Annotated in this window: 17 protein-coding genes; 10 read left to right on the top strand and 7 right to left on the bottom strand. The window is 39.3% G+C overall.

Annotated features, from left to right (window positions below; translation table 11 throughout):
• Position 1 precedes the first annotated feature (1 nt).
• From H5232_RS09265 to H5232_RS09305, 9 genes are all read left to right on the top strand, one after another.
• On the top strand, positions 2-430 hold the full coding sequence (locus H5232_RS09265; RefSeq protein ID WP_145235859.1) for a nuclear transport factor 2 family protein: 429 nt from the start codon (positions 2-4) through the stop codon (positions 428-430).
• Entirely contained in the window at positions 430-1140 is a 711-nt protein-coding gene (locus tag H5232_RS09270; RefSeq protein WP_182830812.1) for an SDR family NAD(P)-dependent oxidoreductase, read from the top strand. The genes H5232_RS09265 and H5232_RS09270 overlap by 1 nt, the downstream gene beginning before the upstream one ends.
• Positions 1137-2393 carry an NAD(P)/FAD-dependent oxidoreductase gene (locus H5232_RS09275; protein ID WP_182718655.1) on the top strand — a complete coding sequence of 419 codons (1257 nt, stop codon included), beginning with the start codon at positions 1137-1139 and terminating at the stop codon, positions 2391-2393. Before H5232_RS09270 ends, H5232_RS09275 begins: the two co-directional genes overlap by 4 nt.
• On the top strand, positions 2386-3120 hold the full coding sequence (locus H5232_RS09280) for a DUF1365 domain-containing protein (RefSeq protein ID WP_182740057.1): 735 nt from the start codon (positions 2386-2388) through the stop codon (positions 3118-3120). Before H5232_RS09275 ends, H5232_RS09280 begins: the two co-directional genes overlap by 8 nt.
• Before the next feature lie 26 nt (positions 3121-3146).
• Complete coding sequence (locus H5232_RS09285; protein ID WP_182830813.1) at positions 3147-4409, top strand: cyclopropane-fatty-acyl-phospholipid synthase family protein; 1263 nt, start codon at positions 3147-3149, stop codon at positions 4407-4409.
• Positions 4387-4899 carry a DUF2878 domain-containing protein gene (locus H5232_RS09290; protein WP_182718658.1) on the top strand — a complete coding sequence of 171 codons (513 nt, stop codon included), beginning with the start codon at positions 4387-4389 and terminating at the stop codon, positions 4897-4899. Before H5232_RS09285 ends, H5232_RS09290 begins: the two co-directional genes overlap by 23 nt.
• A gap of 44 nt (positions 4900-4943) precedes the next feature.
• Positions 4944-5435, top strand: coding sequence for a chalcone isomerase family protein (locus H5232_RS09295; protein WP_182830814.1), 492 nt, complete (start codon positions 4944-4946; stop codon positions 5433-5435).
• Between the two features lies 1 nt (position 5436).
• On the top strand, positions 5437-5970 hold the full coding sequence (locus H5232_RS09300; protein ID WP_149980180.1) for a DUF3833 domain-containing protein: 534 nt from the start codon (positions 5437-5439) through the stop codon (positions 5968-5970).
• Positions 5971-6178: 208 nt separating this feature from the next.
• Complete coding sequence (locus H5232_RS09305; RefSeq protein ID WP_145235830.1) at positions 6179-6454, top strand: HU family DNA-binding protein; 276 nt, start codon at positions 6179-6181, stop codon at positions 6452-6454.
• Between the two features lie 69 nt (positions 6455-6523).
• Here H5232_RS09305 and ilvN read toward each other — a convergent pair whose 3' ends face one another.
• Together ilvN and H5232_RS09315 are read right to left on the bottom strand one after the other, a co-directional pair.
• Positions 6524-7021, bottom strand: coding sequence for an acetolactate synthase small subunit (gene ilvN / locus H5232_RS09310; RefSeq protein ID WP_149980181.1), 498 nt, complete (start codon positions 7019-7021; stop codon positions 6524-6526).
• The gene (locus H5232_RS09315; protein ID WP_145235824.1) at positions 7021-8745 is read right to left on the bottom strand and encodes an acetolactate synthase 3 large subunit; all 1725 of its coding nucleotides are present in this window, start codon (positions 8743-8745) and stop codon (positions 7021-7023) included. The genes ilvN and H5232_RS09315 overlap by 1 nt, the downstream gene beginning before the upstream one ends.
• Positions 8746-9288: 543 nt before the next feature.
• On the opposite strand from H5232_RS09315, the gene H5232_RS09320 reads away from it, so the two are divergent.
• Positions 9289-12321: an immune inhibitor A domain-containing protein gene (locus tag H5232_RS09320; protein WP_182830815.1), complete on the top strand. Its 3033-nt coding sequence runs from the start codon at positions 9289-9291 to the stop codon at positions 12319-12321.
• A 64-nt stretch (positions 12322-12385) separates the two neighbouring features.
• On the opposite strand, the gene H5232_RS09325 is transcribed toward H5232_RS09320, so the two are convergent.
• From H5232_RS09325 to ppnN, 5 genes are all read right to left on the bottom strand, one after another.
• The gene (locus H5232_RS09325) at positions 12386-13393 is read right to left on the bottom strand and encodes an isocitrate dehydrogenase (protein WP_182718661.1); all 1008 of its coding nucleotides are present in this window, start codon (positions 13391-13393) and stop codon (positions 12386-12388) included.
• Positions 13394-13738: 345 nt separating this feature from the next.
• Positions 13739-15427, bottom strand: coding sequence for a hypothetical protein (locus H5232_RS09330; protein WP_182830816.1), 1689 nt, complete (start codon positions 15425-15427; stop codon positions 13739-13741).
• Between the two features lie 10 nt (positions 15428-15437).
• Complete coding sequence (locus tag H5232_RS09335) at positions 15438-15821, bottom strand: DUF3192 domain-containing protein (protein WP_149980185.1); 384 nt, start codon at positions 15819-15821, stop codon at positions 15438-15440.
• A gap of 69 nt (positions 15822-15890) precedes the next feature.
• Complete coding sequence (gene xni, locus H5232_RS09340; protein ID WP_182718663.1) at positions 15891-16664, bottom strand: flap endonuclease Xni; 774 nt, start codon at positions 16662-16664, stop codon at positions 15891-15893.
• A gap of 14 nt (positions 16665-16678) precedes the next feature.
• Positions 16679-18022, bottom strand: a complete 1344-nt coding sequence (ppnN, locus tag H5232_RS09345; RefSeq protein WP_149980187.1) for a nucleotide 5'-monophosphate nucleosidase PpnN — start codon at positions 18020-18022, stop codon at positions 16679-16681.
• Positions 18023-18043: the final 21 nt, after the last annotated feature.

Consider the following 18043-nt stretch of genomic DNA (forward strand, 5'->3'; position numbering starts at 1 on the left):
TATGAGCAACCACAGAACAGATAAATTTATCGCGATATACCAAAAGCTAAGTAAAGAAAATCTACATTTACTGAGTGATATTTATGCTGCAGACATTCACTTTTCTGATCCATTGCATGAAGTCGATGGTTTAGCTGACTTACATCAATATTTTGCTAAACTTTATAGTAATGTTATTGAATGCACGTTTGATATCAGTGATGCTGTTAGTGTAGGCGATAATGCTTTTGTTTACTGGACTATGTATTATCGCCATCCAAAGCTTAGTAATGGCCAGCAAATAGCCGTAGCAGGCCATAGCAAGTTAACATTTACTGGTGACAAAATCAGCCTTCATAAAGACTACTTTGATGCTGGTGCATTACTTTATCGACATATCCCTATTCTCGGTTCAATTATTAAATACATAGATAATAAGGCAGCGGAATAATGATCACGCTTATAACAGGTGCAACATCAGGTATTGGTGAACAACTTGCGAAACTGTATGCGCAAGCCGGGGATACAGTGATCGCTTGTGGGCGTAACCAAGAAAAACTAAACGAACTTGCGCAACTAACGAATATTGAAAGTTGTCAGTTTGACGCTACTGATTTACAAGAAATACGAAGTAGCACTGTTGCTTATACGCAATTTGATCGCGTTATTCTTAATGCTGGCAATTGTGAGTATATCGATGATGCGCATAATTTTGACAGTGCATTGTTTACCCGCGTTGTTACTACTAATTTGCTTTCGATGGGTTACTGTCTTGAGGCTTTACTACCGAGGATAAAGTCCGGTGGTCAGTTGGTGATTGTCAGTTCAAGCGTAACTTATTTACCGTTACCGCGCTCACAAGCATATGGCGCATCAAAAGCTGGGGTCAGTTACTTAGCAAAAAGTTTAGCCATTGATTTAGCTGATATTGACGTAACCTTAGTGCACCCAGGCTTTGTTAAAACACCGTTGACTCAAAAAAACGATTTTCCAATGCCAATGTCAGTTACTGCAGAAAAAGCGGCAAATTATATTATCAAAGGGGTCGCTAAGCGCCGCAAAGAGGTGCATTTTCCTTATCGTTTTACCCTTATTTTAAAATGTTTACGCATGTTGCCGCTGCCAATTTGGCTCATGCTTGCAAAAGGATTAAGTCGTTGAAAAAAATAGCAATTATAGGTTCTGGAATTGCAGGATTAAGCTGCGCGCATTTGTTGCACAAAAAGTATGATATTACGGTATTTGAAAAAAACAACTACATTGGTGGGCACACCGCAACGATAGATATACAGGTTGATGGTGTTAAGCGTGCTATTGATACTGGCTTTATTGTTTTTAATGATCGCACTTACCCTTATTTTGAAAAGCTGTTAAAGCGCATCGGCGTTGAACGACAACCGACAGAAATGAGTTTTAGTGTGCATAATCAGCAAACTGGTTTTGAATACAATGGCCACACTTTTGCCAGTTTGTTTGCTCAAAAGCGCAATATATTTCGTCCGCGTTTTTGGAAGTTACTTAGTGATATTGTGCGTTTTAACACCTTGTGTAAAAAACTATATCATGACAACGACTACCAAAGTGAGCAGATGCTAGGTCAGTTGCTCGACCAACACGGTTTTAATGATTTTTTTCGTTACCATTATATTTTGCCGATGGGCGCGGCTATCTGGTCAACAAGTATTAAAGAAATGAGTAATGTTGGCGTTGAGTTTTTTGTAAAATTCTTTTTCAATCATGGCTTATTAGATATTACTAATCGTCCGCAGTGGTATGTTATTCCCGGTGGTTCAAGGGAATATATCAATCCATTGATCAGTGGCTTTAAAGATAAAATAAAATTGAACACGGATATACAGTCTATTTTTCGCACCCCGGAGCAGGTGTTGATCCGATTGAAAAATGGTACCGTTGAGCAATTTGATAAAGTTATTTTTGCTTGTCATTCTGATCAAGCTCTCGCTTTACTTGAAAACCCAAGCACAGATGAAAAAGCAATTTTATCAGCCATTCCCTACACTGAAAATTCAGTGATTTTGCATACTGACACTGCTTTGCTGCCAAAACGTAAAGCCGCATGGGCCAGTTGGAATTATCTACTTACCGATAATCTTGATAAAGCTGCTGTTGTAACTTATCAAATGAATATTTTGCAAGGCATAACAAGTAAAACGCAATTTTGTGTCACGCTTAATCACCGCGAGGGAATTGATAAAACTAAAATACTCCGAGAATTTACGTATCATCATCCAGTATTCAATAAAACGTCTATTGCTGCTCAGCAACAAAAACAGCTTATTGATGGAGCCAACAACAGTTATTTTTGTGGCGCTTATTGGTATAACGGATTTCACGAAGACGGCGTGAAAAGCGCTGTAGATGTTGCTCGCAAACTTGGGGTTGAATTTGAATAGTGCACTTTTAATCGGTGATGTTCGTCATCACCGATTAGCAATTAAAGCGCATAGCTTTAATTATCAGTTGTACATGATGTGGGTTGATCTTAATGCTCCTCAGCAACTTGATGGTGTTCACCCTTGGCTTGGAACAACAGGCTTTAAAGCACTTAAATTTAAACAATCCGATTATCTTAATCGTGATTTAGATACTCAACAACCAATCAAACAACGAGCAATTAATAAAATTGTCGAGCTGGGGATTACTGCTCCGTTTAGTAATGTCTATATGCTCGGACAGCTGCGCTGTTTTGGGGTGTATTTTAGCCCAGTTAACTTTTTCTTCTATGAAACGGCTGATGGCGATTTTCCCTATATGGTTGCTGAAGTGAGTAATACCCCCTGGAACGAGCGACACTATTACTTGGTTGATTTACACAGGAAAGTGAACTTTAAAAAGGCTTTCTCCGTATCACCATTTATGAGTTTAGATATGGATTACCACTGGAAAGTGCGTTTAACAAAGCACAATACTATGATCCATATAGAAAATAAAAAAGATAATACGCTATTATTTACTGCCAGTTTGCGTTTACAACGCCAGTCACTCAGTCGTGCTGCGGTTACTGCGTTACTGAAACGTTTTCCTGCCATGACCATCACTGTGATGAAAGGAATTTACGTACAGGCGTTTAAACTATTTTGTAAGCGAGTGCCTTTTTTAGGTCACTCAGGCAAGAATTGATTAGCTAAAATAACGAAGGTCATGAGATGGAAAAAATATCCAGTTTAGCTGATAACGCATCAAGTAGCTTGTTAAGTAAGCTGTATAAAAAGTTAGTCATTGGTGCGTTTGATAGCATTGAAGTTGGCGCAATTACCCTAGTTGATGGTAACGACGTTCAACACTTTGGTGATCCTCAAAGTCACTTGCAGGCTAAAGTAGTTGTTAATAATCCGGCAATGTATAAAGCATTTGCGCTCTCTGGCAGTGTCGGAGCTGGCGAAGCTTATATTTTGGGCCTGTGGGAATGTACTAACTTAACTCAGTTGATTGAAATTTTTGCCATTAATCAGGCTCAACTGGACCAATTTGAACGTAAGTTTGCGTTTATTAGTAATCTTTACAATCGAATAAATCACCGTAAAAACAAAAATTCTGAGCAAGGTTCAAAGAAAAACATTGTTGCTCATTACGATTTAGGCAATGAGTTGTATTCATCATTTTTAAGCACTGAAATGCTTTACTCAAGCGCTGTCTACCCATCAAAAGATGCTTCTCTTGAGCAAGCACAAAGTCATAAGCTTGATTTAATCTGCCAACAAGTAGATTTACAACCCGGTGAAACGGTTATTGAAATTGGCACAGGGTGGGGAGCGTTTGCCATTCATGCTGCAACACATTATGACTGCCACGTTACTACTACAACTATTTCTGATGAGCAACATGCGTTTGTGGCAGAAAAAATTATCCAGTTGGGGCTTGAAGATAAGATAACCTTATTGAAACAAGATTATCGTTTACTCGAAGGCAGTTACGATAAGCTAGTGTCAATAGAAATGATAGAAGCGGTTGGTCATGAATACCTACCCAGCTTTTTCAAAAAATGTAATGACTTACTCAAAGACAGTGGTGCAATGCTGATCCAAGCAATTACAATTGCTGATCAACGCTATCAACATTACCTGAAAAATTCTGATTTTATTCAGCAGTATATCTTCCCTGGTGGTTGTTTACCGTGTATTGATGAAATGAATAAGCAAATAAAAAGTCAATCAGACATGGTGGTACACAGCATTAACGATATCGGCGTTCATTATGCAAGAACCTTAGCTGATTGGCGCACACGGTTTATCGCAAGCTGGCCAGAAATCGACAAAGTTAAGTTTGACCAGCGCTTTTATCGATTATGGTTATTTTACTTAGCTTACTGTGAAGGCGCATTTAGGGCGCGAGTAACCAGTACAGTGCATTTAGTTGCCCGTAAACCGCGTTTTAACCATTCAAGTGATGACATTGCGCTCAGTTATTAATTTTTTGCTGTTTCAAGGAGTGTGGTTTTTAGCATTATTCCTTGAGCAGCGCGCTATCATACCGATTTTATTAATCATCATAGTGATGTTATGTCTGTCGCAACAAAAGCAACAAGATATGCTGTTACTGTGCTATGGCTTAATGATCTCGTTAAGCTTTGAATATTTGATGGTTGAGGTTGGCTTTTTATCTTTTAGTATATCGCCCTTTCCATTGTGGTTTGTATTACTTTGGTGTGCTTTACTGTTAACCATCAATACATCAATGCAATTTTTGCATCGCACGCCTTGGTATTTAGCGCTGTTGCTCTGTGCAGTTTTTGCCCCCGCAAGTTATATTGCTGGTGCACGCTTTGGGGCGTTAGAGGTTCATCCTGTAGTTTGGCAATTTTGGCTTATATATGGTTTAGCTTGGTCGTTTATGTTCAATTTTATCAGGATTATAAATACATACAGCAAAAAGTACCTGTTAGTTTCTGAACATAAATGAACATACAGGTGTAACTATTTAACTTAGAAATTTGGAGTCCGGTAATGATAGCAAGATTAACTAAAGGGCTAATTATTTTAAGTGTATTGGTATGCAGCCGAAGCTTTGCTGCTGATTTTAAAGTGGTCGGTGAGGCTCGTTTTGAGTATCTATTTTGGGATGTTTATCAGGCGCAGTTAGCAACCCCATCGGGGATCTATCAGTTTGGCAATCACCCCACTAAACTGACATTGACCTATTTACGCGATTTTACTGCCAAGGACATAATCAAAGCGACGAACGAACAATGGCAGCATTTGGGCAAAAAAGAGATCATTAAAAAATACGATGCACAGTTAGCTGCGCTTTGGCCGGATATCAAAAAAGGTGAATCGCTATCGTTCATTACTGATGAAAATGGTATTGGCACATTTTATTTTAATGATAAAAAGCTAGGGGCTATAGAGCAAAGTGGTTTTGCGGATGACTTTTTAGCTATTTGGCTTGATGCTAATACCTCTGAGCCACAGATGCGAAAACAACTAATAGGGCAATAACATGAAGCGAATTACTATATTATTTTTACTTAGTTGCACATTTTTATTAAGTAGCTGTGCTGCGCCAGATGTTGAGTATTACCAAGGAAGTCAGCCAGAATTTAATTTTAAACAATTTTTTAATGGCAAATTGAAAGCCTATGGCGTTGTCCAAGACTTTAAAGGTGAAGTAACCCGTAAGATGGTCGTTGATATGAATGCGAGTTGGGATGGCAATAACGGCGTTATAGAGGAAGATTTCGTTTACGACGATGGTGAAACCCAACGCCGAGTGTGGAAAATAACACTCAATGCTGACAATACTTTAACTGGCACTGCAGGTGATGTGATAGGTATCGCGAAAGGAAAAAGTAATGGCAGTGTATTTCATTGGCAATATACCCTTAAATTACCCTATGGAGATGACACCATTGAAGTTAATTTAGATGATTGGATGTATCTGGTAACACAATCGCGCTTGATTAACCGTACAGCTATTGATAAGTTTGGCATTGAGGTTGGGGAAGTGACCTTAGTTATCGAAAAAGTTGAATGATAAACAAATTGTCATATTGATTTATTAAATACTGCTTAAATTCATTGTTGGTTAATCTTTAAATCAATATTTATTTCGGCAATTATTTAAAATTTACTCATTTTTTAAGAATTTACGCGAAAAAAGCATTTTGCTGTTGCCAATACTTAAAAAATGCATAAAGATAGGTTTTGCGAAGGCAAAATAATAACGAATAGGAATTTAACAAATGAATAAAGCTCAATTAGTTGAAAAAATCGCTACTGATGCAGAAATCTCTAAAGCAGCAGCTACACGCGCACTTGACGCATTCACTGGTGCTGTTACTTCTTCTTTAAAAGAAGGTAATTCAGTTGCACTAGTTGGTTTTGGTACTTTCTCTGTAAAAGAGCGTGCTGCACGTACTGGCCGTAACCCACAAACTGGTGCCGAAATCCAAATTTCAGCGGCAACTATCCCAAGCTTTAAAGCAGGTAAAGGTCTTAAAGATCAAGTTAATCCTTAATCAATTAGATTGGTTAAATAAAAAAGGGCTAATTAGCCCTTTTTTTGTATCTGCTCATTAATCTAAGGTTTAAGCTTTTAGTGCTTTATCACCGCGGCCAATACCTACCGCACCAGAGCGTACAACTTCAATTATGTCTGTCTCATGACGTAAGGTATCTAAAAACGATTCAATTTTATCTGTGCTACTAACAAGCTGCAATGTGTAGCTGTTGCGACCCATGTCTAAAATAGCACCTTGGAATACATCGACCACTCGCGTTACTGCCGCTCTTTTAGCTTCATCTTGAGCGAATACTTTTACTAATAGCAGCTCACGTTCAATATGCGCCATTTCAGTTAGATCAATAATCTTTAATACATCTACTAATTTATTAACCTGTTTAGTGATTTGCTCAACCACACGGTCATCACCCATGGTAGTGATAGTAATACGTGATAAAGAATGATCGTCTGTTGTGCCAACGGTTAAACTATCGATGTTATAAGCTCGTTGTGAGAATAGGCCAACAATACGCGACAATGAGCCTGGTTCATTCTCAAGTAAAATAGATAATATACGACGCATTATGCTTTCACTCCTTTACGTAACCACATTTCATCAACTGCTCCAAGCTTAATTTGCATTGGGTATACATGTTCATTTTCATCAACAAGAATATCTAAAAACACTAAACGGTCAGTGATCGACATGGCTTTATCGATTGCGGGCTGTAGTTCATCAAGAGTATTAACGCGAATACCGACATGGCCATAACTTTCAGCAAGTTTGACGAAATCAGGTAACGATTCCATATACGACGATGAGTGACGACCGCCATAGACCATATCTTGCCATTGACGCACCATACCCAGAGAGCGGTTATTCAGTGACACCACTTTTACAGCCAAGTTATATTGTAAACATGTCGAAAGTTCTTGAATGTTCATTTGAATCGAACCATCACCGGTGACACACACTGACTCTTTATCCGGGAACGCAAGTTTTACTCCCATTGCCGCTGGCAGACCAAAGCCCATAGTGCCAAGACCCCCTGAGTTGATCCATTGGCGCGGGTTTTTAAACGGGTAGTACTGCGCCGCAAACATCTGATGCTGACCTACATCAGAGCTTATATAGGCATCACCATTGGTAGCTTTATAAATTGCTTCAATGACGGCCTGAGGCTTTATTTTATCGCCCGCGGTGCTGTAGCTTAAACATTTTTGTTCACGCCAGCTAATGATCTGACGCCACCAATCTTCTTGAGCACTACGATCAATTTTGATTGGACTTTTATCTATGGCTGTCTGTAATTGCTCAAGTACGGTTGATAAACAACCGACGACTGGAATGTGGGCTTTGATCGTTTTTGAAATAGAGGTCGGATCAACATCAACATGAACAATCGTCGCATTGGGACAAAATTTCTTCACGTTATTGGTTACCCTGTCATCAAATCTGGCGCCTAGAGCTAAGATCACATCGGCATTTGCCATCGCCTTATTTGCTTCAAGGCTCCCGTGCATACCTAGCATACCAACGAAATTAGGGTGAACCCCGGAAATACCGCCCAATCCCATTAAGGTATTAGTGATTGGTGCATTGAGTGATTCAACCAAATGAGTCAGTTGCTCTGAAGTGTTAGAAATAATAATCCCGCCACCAGAGTAAATGACCAGTTTTTTAGCTTCTAAAATAGCGGCAACGGCTTTGCGAATTTGCTTTGGGTGGCCTTTGGTATTTGGGCTATAGGTTCTCAGCTCTGTGGTTGCTGGAAACTCAAAATCAAATTTAAGTGCAGGGTTTAACATATCTTTTGGCAGTTCTACGACCACAGGACCTGGGCGTCCAGTACTTGCAATATAAAATGCTTTAGCCAAAATTTTAGGAATATCTTTTGCGCTACGACAGTTAAAACTGTGTTTTACGATTGGCCGAGAGCAACCAACAATATCGGTTTCTTGAAATGCATCATCACCAATTAAGTTAGTCGGCACTTGACCGGATAGCACTACCATAGGAATAGAATCCATATAGGCTGTAGCGATCCCCGTGATACAGTTTGTCGCACCTGGACCTGATGTTGCTAATACTACGCCCACTTCACCTGTGGCACGTGCATAACCATCAGCCATATGGGTTGCTGCTTGTTCATGACGAACTAAAATATGCTCAACATCATCTTGCTGAAATAATGCATCATAAAGATCTAATACTGAGCCACCGGGGTAGCCAAATATATATTTTACCTTCAATGCCTTTAATGCCTGAACAACTAGTTCGGAGCCATTATATTGTTGTGTACTCATCCTCATTCCTCTGTGTGCCTGTTACCGATTGATTATTATCATGAGTAATAATGTGCTATTGCACGCACTCCCCATTTATTCTGTGCAATTACCGTATAATTTAAATGCATAAAAAAACCCCCGCTTAGGGCGGGGGTTTTTAAAAAGCTATTTCACCTTCTAATACATCCCCGCTGGGCTTAAAACTAAGACCAGTACGAGTACAGTGACTAGGTGAAATTGATATTTCATAACGTTATTTTTCTTCTCGGTATTTGTTATATAAGTTCAAATGAGTTATTGCGCTGAGATAGCCGAATAACTCATTTAGTCTACAAATTTAATAGTCTTATTTTTAAAGGTTTTGCCAGCTAATGTCAACAGCCAAAACGGCAATGTTGCATTAAAATTCCAAATTAATTGTTTTTATATTTAAAAGTTGCTTTAAATTGCATTTTTAACCGTTAAAAGCAAAGAAATTATGCTTTTTTGAAGCGTGGCGATATTCACTGTATATCTATAAATGTAATGTAAGTATATAAATTATTCGCTATTATTATCGTTATGGAGTTGTTGATAGGTGATCCTGTGAAATACTCACAATTGTTATGTGGCCTGACTTTGGCATTGTTAAGTCAACAGAGTGTGGCAAAACCACAAAATAGTAGCCCAACTGATATTGGGGTCGTTAACAAAGAGCGAATTTTATATTGGTTAGATAAACGCGGGCAGCTTGACGATAAAATAGCGCATGACAAATTATTGTCTGATTATATTGGCCGTGGTGAATCGATGCATTCACGTCGGCAGCTTAACCCTCAAGTTTTAACCCAACAACGAAAAATGGCTCAGCGCTTAGCGAGTGTGTCTTCGCAGTTACCTAACTCGACGCACAATACCGTAAAAGTGTTGGCTATATTGGTTGATTTTCCTGACTTACCTCATGATGATAATGGCTTAGCCGCAGTTGATAGCGATATGTACTACTCAAGCTATAGTCAGCAGCATTACCAACAAATGTTGTTCGCTACTGATGGTTACTCAGGTCCACAGCAGCAACCGTTGCAAACAGCGTATCAATACTATCAGCAAGCCTCAGGGGAAAGCTTAGCATTTACGGGTCAAGTTTATGGCTGGGTAACAGCCGATAATGATGCGAAAAGTTATGGGGCTCGCCAAGGGGGTAATAATGATATTGATGCCCCTAGTTTAGTGCATGAAGCGGTAGAAAAAGCCGTAGCCAAATTTAATATTAATTTAGCCGATTATGATTTAACAGATTTGGATGATCGTGATGGTGATGGGATCACCAATGAACCTGATGGGATTATTGACCATGTTATGATTTTCCACTCGAGTATAGGTGAGGAAGCCGGTGGTGGCGTACTGGGTACTGATGCAATTTGGTCACATCGTTTTTATGTGTACGACCAAAACAATCAGCCAAGTGCGGTTGATGGCAGTAGTATTCGTTTATTTGGTTATACTATAAATCCTATCGATGCTGGTATTGGCGTGGTGGTACATGAGTTTGGTCACGACTTAGGTTTGCCTGATGAATATGATTTAACCGGCAGTGCGCTGGGGGAGCCAGTTGCGCTTTGGTCTGTGATGTCTGGTGGTAGTTGGGCAGGCTCACCTCGTGGCTCACAGCCGGTGATGTTCAGTCCTTATGCACTCGAGTACTTACAAAACCGTTATCAAGGAAACTGGCTTAATCAAACGACGATATCGTTAGACGAAATCGATACCAATCAACAGCAAATACTTCGCCATAGTAGTGGGGTATCAACTGAATTAAACCAGTTAAAAATCACCCTACCAACCAACTTACAACCGTTTTATCAAGCAGTAGAAGGGCACTTGCAATACTACTCTGGCAGTGGTGATAATGTTTCAAAAAGTATGACATTTACAGTTAATATACCTGCAAGTACGCAGCCTACTTATCTTGATTTAAGTGCCTATTACAGCATTGAAACGGATTATGATTATGCTCAAGTATTAGTAAACGCACAGCCTATTGCTTCGCAATATACTCAAGCAGTCAATCCATTTTATGGAGACATTGGTCCATATATAACAGGGTCTTCAAGTTCAGTAAATGACGCTCAGCAGCCGAATAATTATTTACGGCATCGTTTTGACTTATCAGCTTATGCTGGTCAAACAATCACACTTAGTTTTAACTATAAAACGGACACTTATACTCATTATTTTGGTCTAGTGGTTGATGATATGACCATTAGCCAAGGTGATACTTTCGTTTGGCAAGATAATGCAGAGCAGTCAACACAAGCACAACTTGATGGCTTTAGCCGAGTGGGGGATCACATCTATGCAAAACCACACAATTACTATTTACAGTTACGTAGTTATTTAGGAATAGATAGTGGTTTACAAGTTGAGCAGTATTCACCGGGTTTATTACTTTGGTCTGCTAATGAACAGTATACAGATAATAATACTCCTGAGCATATTGGTGAAGGGTTTATATTGGTTGTTGATGCCGATCAAAATGCCATTGCAAAAGGTAATAGCAGCGCACCTGCCAGTACTACGATTCAGTTAAGAGATGCTGCTTTTAGTCTTTATGATCAGCGCCAAGGTTTAGGCGATACGCAGTTAACAGCAATCACTGAGTTTAATGATAATAATGATTACAGTTTTGCCACGCAACCGGCCTCTGGTGTAAAAGTTTCAACGTTTGGTTTTAATTTTTCTATTGTTGAGCAAGCGATTAATAATAGCTCAATTGAATTGAATTTAGGCTATACACCACAGTCTGGGATCAATGTAATTACTAATGATCTCGAAGCGAGTTTTGAAATTAAAGGAATGGCGTTGACCCCAACCGATAGTTTTAACTGGCAGTTTGGTGATGGACAAAGTAGTGATGAATTGAATCCAAATCATAAATTTGCCGATTACGGTAGTTACACTGTGGGTTTTACTCGTACTAATGAACAAGGGCAGCAGTTTCAAGAATCGATGACTTTTGTGCTTACTGCGCCGTTATCAATTTCTAGTGTGGATACCAGTATAGAGAAAGGCAATGTTACTGCAAAAGTCACTGTATCAGGTGGTCAAGCACCTTATGACTATGCATGGCAATTAGGTGATGGCTCAACTGCGAAAGGGCAGAGCATTAACTACCGCTATGAATACAGTGGCGATTATACCTTGAGCGTTATTGTAACTGATGCAAATGGCGCTATGCAGTCTTTTGCAACCCAAGTGTCGGCAGATGTATTACTTACAACACAGGCCAGTTACAGTGCAAAAGATTTGCTGGTTAATTTTAACAGTGATACCAAAGGCGGGTTTAATAATTACACTTACAGTTGGGATTTTGGAGATGACAGTGCTGTAAGCCAACGTGCTAATCCTACACATACTTATAGCCAAGCGGGAAGTTATACGGTGACACTGATCGTGACTGATACCTCTGCAAAAGGCATAAAAAACACCTTACCGTCTAGCAAGCTTATGGTAACAGTGCAAAAACAAGTTGCCAGTTCAGGCTCCAGTGGCGGAAGTATATTTTGGTTATTGTTACTGCTACCGCTCAGTTTTCGAACAAAGAGGCAAGCATAAACTAAGTGACAAAAAAGCCAGTAAATACTGGCTTTTATTATAATGCTAATAATCTAGGTTTGGTTTATAAACGGTCGATAACAGCTTGAGTGAAGTCAGTAGTACCGTGACTGCCACCTAAATCGCGAGTGGTACGATCACCCGATTTAATTACGTCAGCTACAGCACTGCGAATACGCTCTGCAGTTTCGCCCATTTCTAAATGCTCTAACATTTGAATAGATGCCAAAATAACAGAGGTTGGATTTGCTAAGTTTTTACCAGCAATATCAGGTGCGCTGCCATGAACTGCTTCAAAGATTGCTGCATCTTCACCGATGTTAGCGCCAGGTGCCATACCCAAACCGCCTACTAGACCAGCACATAGATCAGATAAAATATCACCAAACAGGTTTGTAGTAACGATAACGTCAAACTCTTCAGGGCTCATTACCAGTTTCATACAGGTTGCATCAACAATCATTTCAGTTGATTCAATTTCAGGATAACGCTCAGCAACTTCACGAGCTACTTTTAAGAATAAACCTGAAGTTGATTTTAAGATGTTAGCTTTGTGAACCGCTGTCACTTTTTTACGACCTTCACGCACGGCTAGTTCGTAGGCAAAAGTAACGATTTTTTCAGCACCTTCACGGGTGATCATAGACATTGCTTGTGCTTCGTTGCCATCTTCTGATGTCACTTGGCCTAAACCTGAATACATACCTTGCGTATTTTCACGTACCGTGATGATATCAATGTCTTCATAACGTGCTTTGGTGCCAACAAATGACTTTACTGGGCGTACATTGGCGTATAAACCAAACTGCTTTCGTAATGTTACATTGATTGAAGTAAAACCTTCACCAACTGGCGTAGTTAGTGGGCCTTTAAGAGTAATTTTATTACGCGCAATAGTATCAATGGTATCTTGTGGTAATAATTCACCGGTCTTTTCTAGGGCTGCAAGACCTGCATCAACGAATTCATAATCAAAATCGCACCCTGCGGCTGTTAAGATCTCAAGGGCTGAATCAATAATACTCGGACCGATGCCGTCGCCTTTGATCACTGTGATGGTTTGTTTGGCCATGAACTTTTCCTATTACGAGTTAGAAATGCACGTAAATGTGACGCATTATTATACCAATCGACTTAAATATTTAACCATTCTAGCGTGCTAAATAAAGCGCTAACTGCGTTATGAATTTCTCAAGTAGAACAACTACATGTCGAAATTTATGCCTTGTTATCACTCTATTTATCTGTCGCTATAAATGGCTAGTAACTTAACACGATTGGTATTAAGCGATTACTTGTTAGATTATTTACGTGAATGAGTTTGAAAATACAAGCGGCTTTTATAGCAATTTATTCAACTTTTTGCCAGTAAAACCCACGAAAACGCACTAAATTAGTCACTATGTCTAATAAATATTCATACGCTATTGCTTAAACCTAGGCTTGGTAGCTGTGCATAAAAATCCTCGCTGGACTGCCAATCTAAGCGTTTTAACACTTGCTCAAAAGTGTGTGTTTGCCAACTACTTTGTATTACGTTGGGTTGATACACCTTAATAACGACGAGTTTTATTGCAACCCATAATTGTGCCTCTGCAGATAAGTGTTGTTTTTTTTGCTGCTCTGCATCTAAGAGCGCTTGTGTCCATGGATTGTCACCAAGCAATTCAAGTAAATAAGCCGATAAATGCCCACTATCATGAATCGTGACACCAAATAGCCACGCAAACGGCATACTTACATCACTTTTAGGTGAGTGTTCATACACTGTCTTACGGCTAATTGTGGTGCTACAGTATTCAATCAAATAATTAACGTAACCATAAATAGGCAAAGCGAGGTGCTCGAACTGGTTGTGTTGATCACGACTTACCAGCTGGTTTAATAAACTTATTATTGCCTGTAAGCGTAATTGTATATGTTGCATTAATGGATGTGCTTGGTAGTTTACTAATTGCTCAAAGAGCACCCGTTGAATGATCGCTGGTGCATTGTATAAGCCGACCATTGATAAACAATGGCGTAAATCTTTGCCTGCTAGGTGCTCTTTATTATAAGGCTTCACTGCTTCACGAAGTAACTCAATTGTCGCTGGATGATTGTTGAGTAATTTAGCAAGGGCACTGTATGAGTATTCTTTTTGTATTTTAACTTGGCTTATCAGCATCAGTAATTGTTGTTTTTCAAAGTTTACAATTTCAACAGGGGGGGCTATGTGCTCATTGAACCATACGCTAAACAATAATCGCTTGTCTTTACTTGGGCGTTGTTTTGAATGTGATTCTAGCTTTGCCTTAACGCTATACCATTTGGTTTTTTGCTGCTCATGCAATGCAATTAATAAATCCCGTTGCTGGTGGTTTTTACCAATATAAGTGAGCTGCTGATCGCTATAATTAACTAAAGAGCCTGGCAGGTAAGGGCCAAAATGACCGATTAATGCTTTTAATGCTTGTTGGGCAAACAGGTTAGGAGTACGGATATAAATATCAGCCACTGCCTTATAGATATCAATATGATCATTTTGGGTACGATAGGTAATGTTCATCGCAATAATATTTGCTAACGCAACTAACGTCGTTGGTCCATCATAGATCATGATTTTTGGCGTGCTTAGCAAGGCCTGCTTATACTTATTTAAGCGCGCTAAAATACACGCAATATGGTCAGTGGGAACGTTAGCTGATTGCAGTAATTTTACTGCTAGCTGATGACGCGACTGCCATTGCTTTTTTTCTTGTTGGGTAAGAGGTTGGCGCAGGGCCAGCTTATTAGTTTGTGTTTGCACACATAAATAGTTAGTTAAACACACACAAATAAGCAATTGGCTGATTTTACTGTCGTAACTTAAACTGCGACAAAATGCGGCGACAATGACACATTGATTGACCACTAAGTTGGTTGTATAACCTTGTGTTTCTGCATATAGAGTAAGCTGGGCTTGTAGTGCATTTGGATGTGAATCATAGAGTTTATAATATTGCTCAGCCAGTTGTGTCAACAGCGGATAAATTTGTGGCCACTGACTTTTATTATTATAACGCCTTAATATTTGGTGAGTTTTTTCAAATAGGCTGGCAAGATCTTGTGCGCAGAGTGCATCCATAAGTAATTAATTACCCGCGTTGCTCAAATGCATCAAATGCACTTGGGCCCCACAAAATCAATTCGCCATTTTTAAACAGTAAACCAGTACACTCATCCATAGTCGTGATCCCATCTGATTTGATATGTTGAGTACGGTAAAAAATAATTTGCCATACTTCCTCTTTATCACGTTTCGCGAATGTTAGATCAGGACTGCCTAAATACTCTAAAACTGTGTTTAAGTTAGTCGGTGTTTCGACACTTAATTTAGCGATATAACGTTTATTGAACGCTTCTCGGTCTTGCCAGATCATCGCCTGTGGATCATCTTTATAAAAAGTAATGACCAAAGTAGCGATCAAGGCGTATACACCCAAACCTAATATGAGATAGCGAAAAACCTTCTTAAACATTGTGCACTCTTACGCTGAGACTTAAATTTAGTATACGCATAGTTCAAATCCAGTGCTACGTGAATGCGATTAATTGAGCCTTAACTGCTTTAAACTAAAGCCTAAGTTAATATCTGTACGTAAACCAACCAAATGTTTAGAGGTAATATAGTCAGCCATTCCTGTCGCTAACTTTTTACGAACTGCTGTAGAGAGCGTTTCATCCTCTACCGCCAATGTTATATCTGCGTGCTTACTAATAATCTCTTGTGCTGTTTTAGTACCAATTCCCTTAATACCCGGAATATCATTCGTTTTATCACCAGCCATTGCCCAAAAATCAATTAATCGAGCTTGCTCAACACCAAAACGTTGTACGATAGAGTGATGATCTAAATATTCTTTTTTAAAATAATCATACACATTAATATAATTATTTAAGCTAGGTAAAAACCCTTTATCAGTGGAGATAATTGTACTATACAACTGATTTTGCGCCATTTTATCGGCTAATGTCGCGATAATATCATCAGCTTCATCATTTACTGGGGCAAACACCACAATACCCGTTTGCTCAATCGCCTGTTTAAATTTATCTAATGAATTTTTCAGAGTTTCAGGCATGGGGGCACGGCTGCTTTTATATTGAGCGTAATAATGATACCGCCAGCTTTTATCACCATCAAATACAGCAATAGCATGCGTTGCTTGGGTGATCTTTATAAGTTTTTCACAAGCGTGAGCTACCCGCGCGCAGCAGGTATTTATCATTTGCTCATCACTGCCTTTGTTTTGATTACTATCAACTGCATAAATGCGCCTAATTAAATTAAGCGCATCGATTAAAAGTAACTGACCTGACACGAATACATTAACCCTTATGCTTTGACTTCATAACATGGAACATATTGACTGCCTGGGAGCTTCATCCTTCCTTGCTCAACAAATGCTTGCAGCAGTTTGTCCATGGCTTTCATTAAAGTCGGCTCACCGCTAATGATAAACCGGCCATGTTGTTTAATGGCTTGTATGCCTTCGTCTTTAACATTCCCTGCAACAATACCTGAAAATGCACGGCGCAAATTAGCGGCTAGTAATTGTTTTTCTTGGTCTAAATGTAAATCAAGCCCAGCCATATTGGCATGAGTTGGCGCGAAAGGTTGCTGAAATTCATTTTCAATTTTTAACGTCCAGTTAAAGTAATATGCATCGCCCTGACTCTTGCGGTAATCACGCACATTTGCCATTGCAGATTTGAGTTTGATCCCAACTAATTCTGGGTTATCAATAATAACTTCAAATTTATCAAGCGCCTCCTTACCTAACGTCATTTCAATGAACTGGCATAATTCGCTAAAGTAATTTTCACTTTCTTTCGGCCCAGTTAAAATAACCGGTAACGACTGTTTGGCATTATCAGGGTGAAGTAAAATGCCTAGTAAATACAATAACTCTTCAGCAGTGCCAGCGCCGCCAGGGAAAATAATTATAGCGTGGGCGGTGCGTACAAAGGCTTCAAGGCGCTTTTCAATATCTGGTAAAATAACCAGTTCATTGACGATCGGATTTGGTGGCTCTGCGGCAATAATACTTGGCTCTGTTAAGCCCAAATAACGGTTATTGGTGTTGCGTTGTTTTGCATGTCCAATGGTTGCACCTTTCATTGGACCTTTCATGGCACCGGGGCCACAGCCAGTACAAATATTTAAGCCACGTAAACCAAGCTCATAACCTACTTGTTTAGTGTATTTATATTCGTTTTCATTAATAGAATGACCACCCCAGCAGACAATCATACTTGGATCGCTATTAACGCGAAGCGCTGCGGCATTACGCAACATATCAAAGACCATATGAGTAATGGCTTTTTGTTCGGTTAAATCTTTTTCGTATTTTTGACAAATAAATAAAATATCACGAATAACAGAGAAAATATGTTCGTGGATCCCAGTGATTATTTCACCATCAACAAAAGCCGTAGTCGGAGGATTGAGTAGTTCAATTTTTATGCCTCGCTCACGGCTTAATAAGCGAATATCAAAATCTTGATATTTATTGTAAATCTCTGAGCTGGAGTCAGTATGACTGCCAACATTGAGAACAGCTAGCGCACAGTTTCTAAATAACTTATAACGCTCACTGGTAGACGATTGCTCTAATAAATCAACTTCGAGCTGCGACAGTAAATCTAACACACCTGTCGGGTTTAACTGTATTAACATAGGCGTTCTCCTTGCTATAAA

The sequence above is a fragment of the Pseudoalteromonas sp. SG41-5 genome (assembly GCF_014164495.1).
Classification (GTDB): Bacteria; Pseudomonadota; Gammaproteobacteria; order Enterobacterales; family Alteromonadaceae; genus Pseudoalteromonas; species Pseudoalteromonas rhizosphaerae.

What these genes read in the sequence shown, in the direction of transcription:
- ppnN (WP_149980187.1), bottom strand. Translation starts at nt 18,022, where the DNA reads ATGTTAATACAGTTAAACCCGACAGGTGTGTTAGATTTACTGTCGCAG.
- H5232_RS09300 (WP_149980180.1), top strand. Translation starts at nt 5,437, where the DNA reads ATGAAGCGAATTACTATATTATTTTTACTTAGTTGCACATTTTTATTA.
- H5232_RS09335 (WP_149980185.1), bottom strand. Translation starts at nt 15,821, where the DNA reads ATGTTTAAGAAGGTTTTTCGCTATCTCATATTAGGTTTGGGTGTATAC.
- H5232_RS09330 (WP_182830816.1), bottom strand. Translation starts at nt 15,427, where the DNA reads ATGGATGCACTCTGCGCACAAGATCTTGCCAGCCTATTTGAAAAAACT.
- ilvN (WP_149980181.1), bottom strand. Translation starts at nt 7,021, where the DNA reads ATGCGTCGTATATTATCTATTTTACTTGAGAATGAACCAGGCTCATTG.
- H5232_RS09325 (WP_182718661.1), bottom strand. Translation starts at nt 13,393, where the DNA reads ATGGCCAAACAAACCATCACAGTGATCAAAGGCGACGGCATCGGTCCG.
- H5232_RS09265 (WP_145235859.1), top strand. Translation starts at nt 2, where the DNA reads ATGAGCAACCACAGAACAGATAAATTTATCGCGATATACCAAAAGCTA.
- H5232_RS09270 (WP_182830812.1), top strand. Translation starts at nt 430, where the DNA reads ATGATCACGCTTATAACAGGTGCAACATCAGGTATTGGTGAACAACTT.
- H5232_RS09320 (WP_182830815.1), top strand. Translation starts at nt 9,289, where the DNA reads ATGGAGTTGTTGATAGGTGATCCTGTGAAATACTCACAATTGTTATGT.
- H5232_RS09315 (WP_145235824.1), bottom strand. Translation starts at nt 8,745, where the DNA reads ATGAGTACACAACAATATAATGGCTCCGAACTAGTTGTTCAGGCATTA.
- H5232_RS09305 (WP_145235830.1), top strand. Translation starts at nt 6,179, where the DNA reads ATGAATAAAGCTCAATTAGTTGAAAAAATCGCTACTGATGCAGAAATC.
- H5232_RS09290 (WP_182718658.1), top strand. Translation starts at nt 4,387, where the DNA reads ATGACATTGCGCTCAGTTATTAATTTTTTGCTGTTTCAAGGAGTGTGG.
- H5232_RS09285 (WP_182830813.1), top strand. Translation starts at nt 3,147, where the DNA reads ATGGAAAAAATATCCAGTTTAGCTGATAACGCATCAAGTAGCTTGTTA.
- H5232_RS09295 (WP_182830814.1), top strand. Translation starts at nt 4,944, where the DNA reads ATGATAGCAAGATTAACTAAAGGGCTAATTATTTTAAGTGTATTGGTA.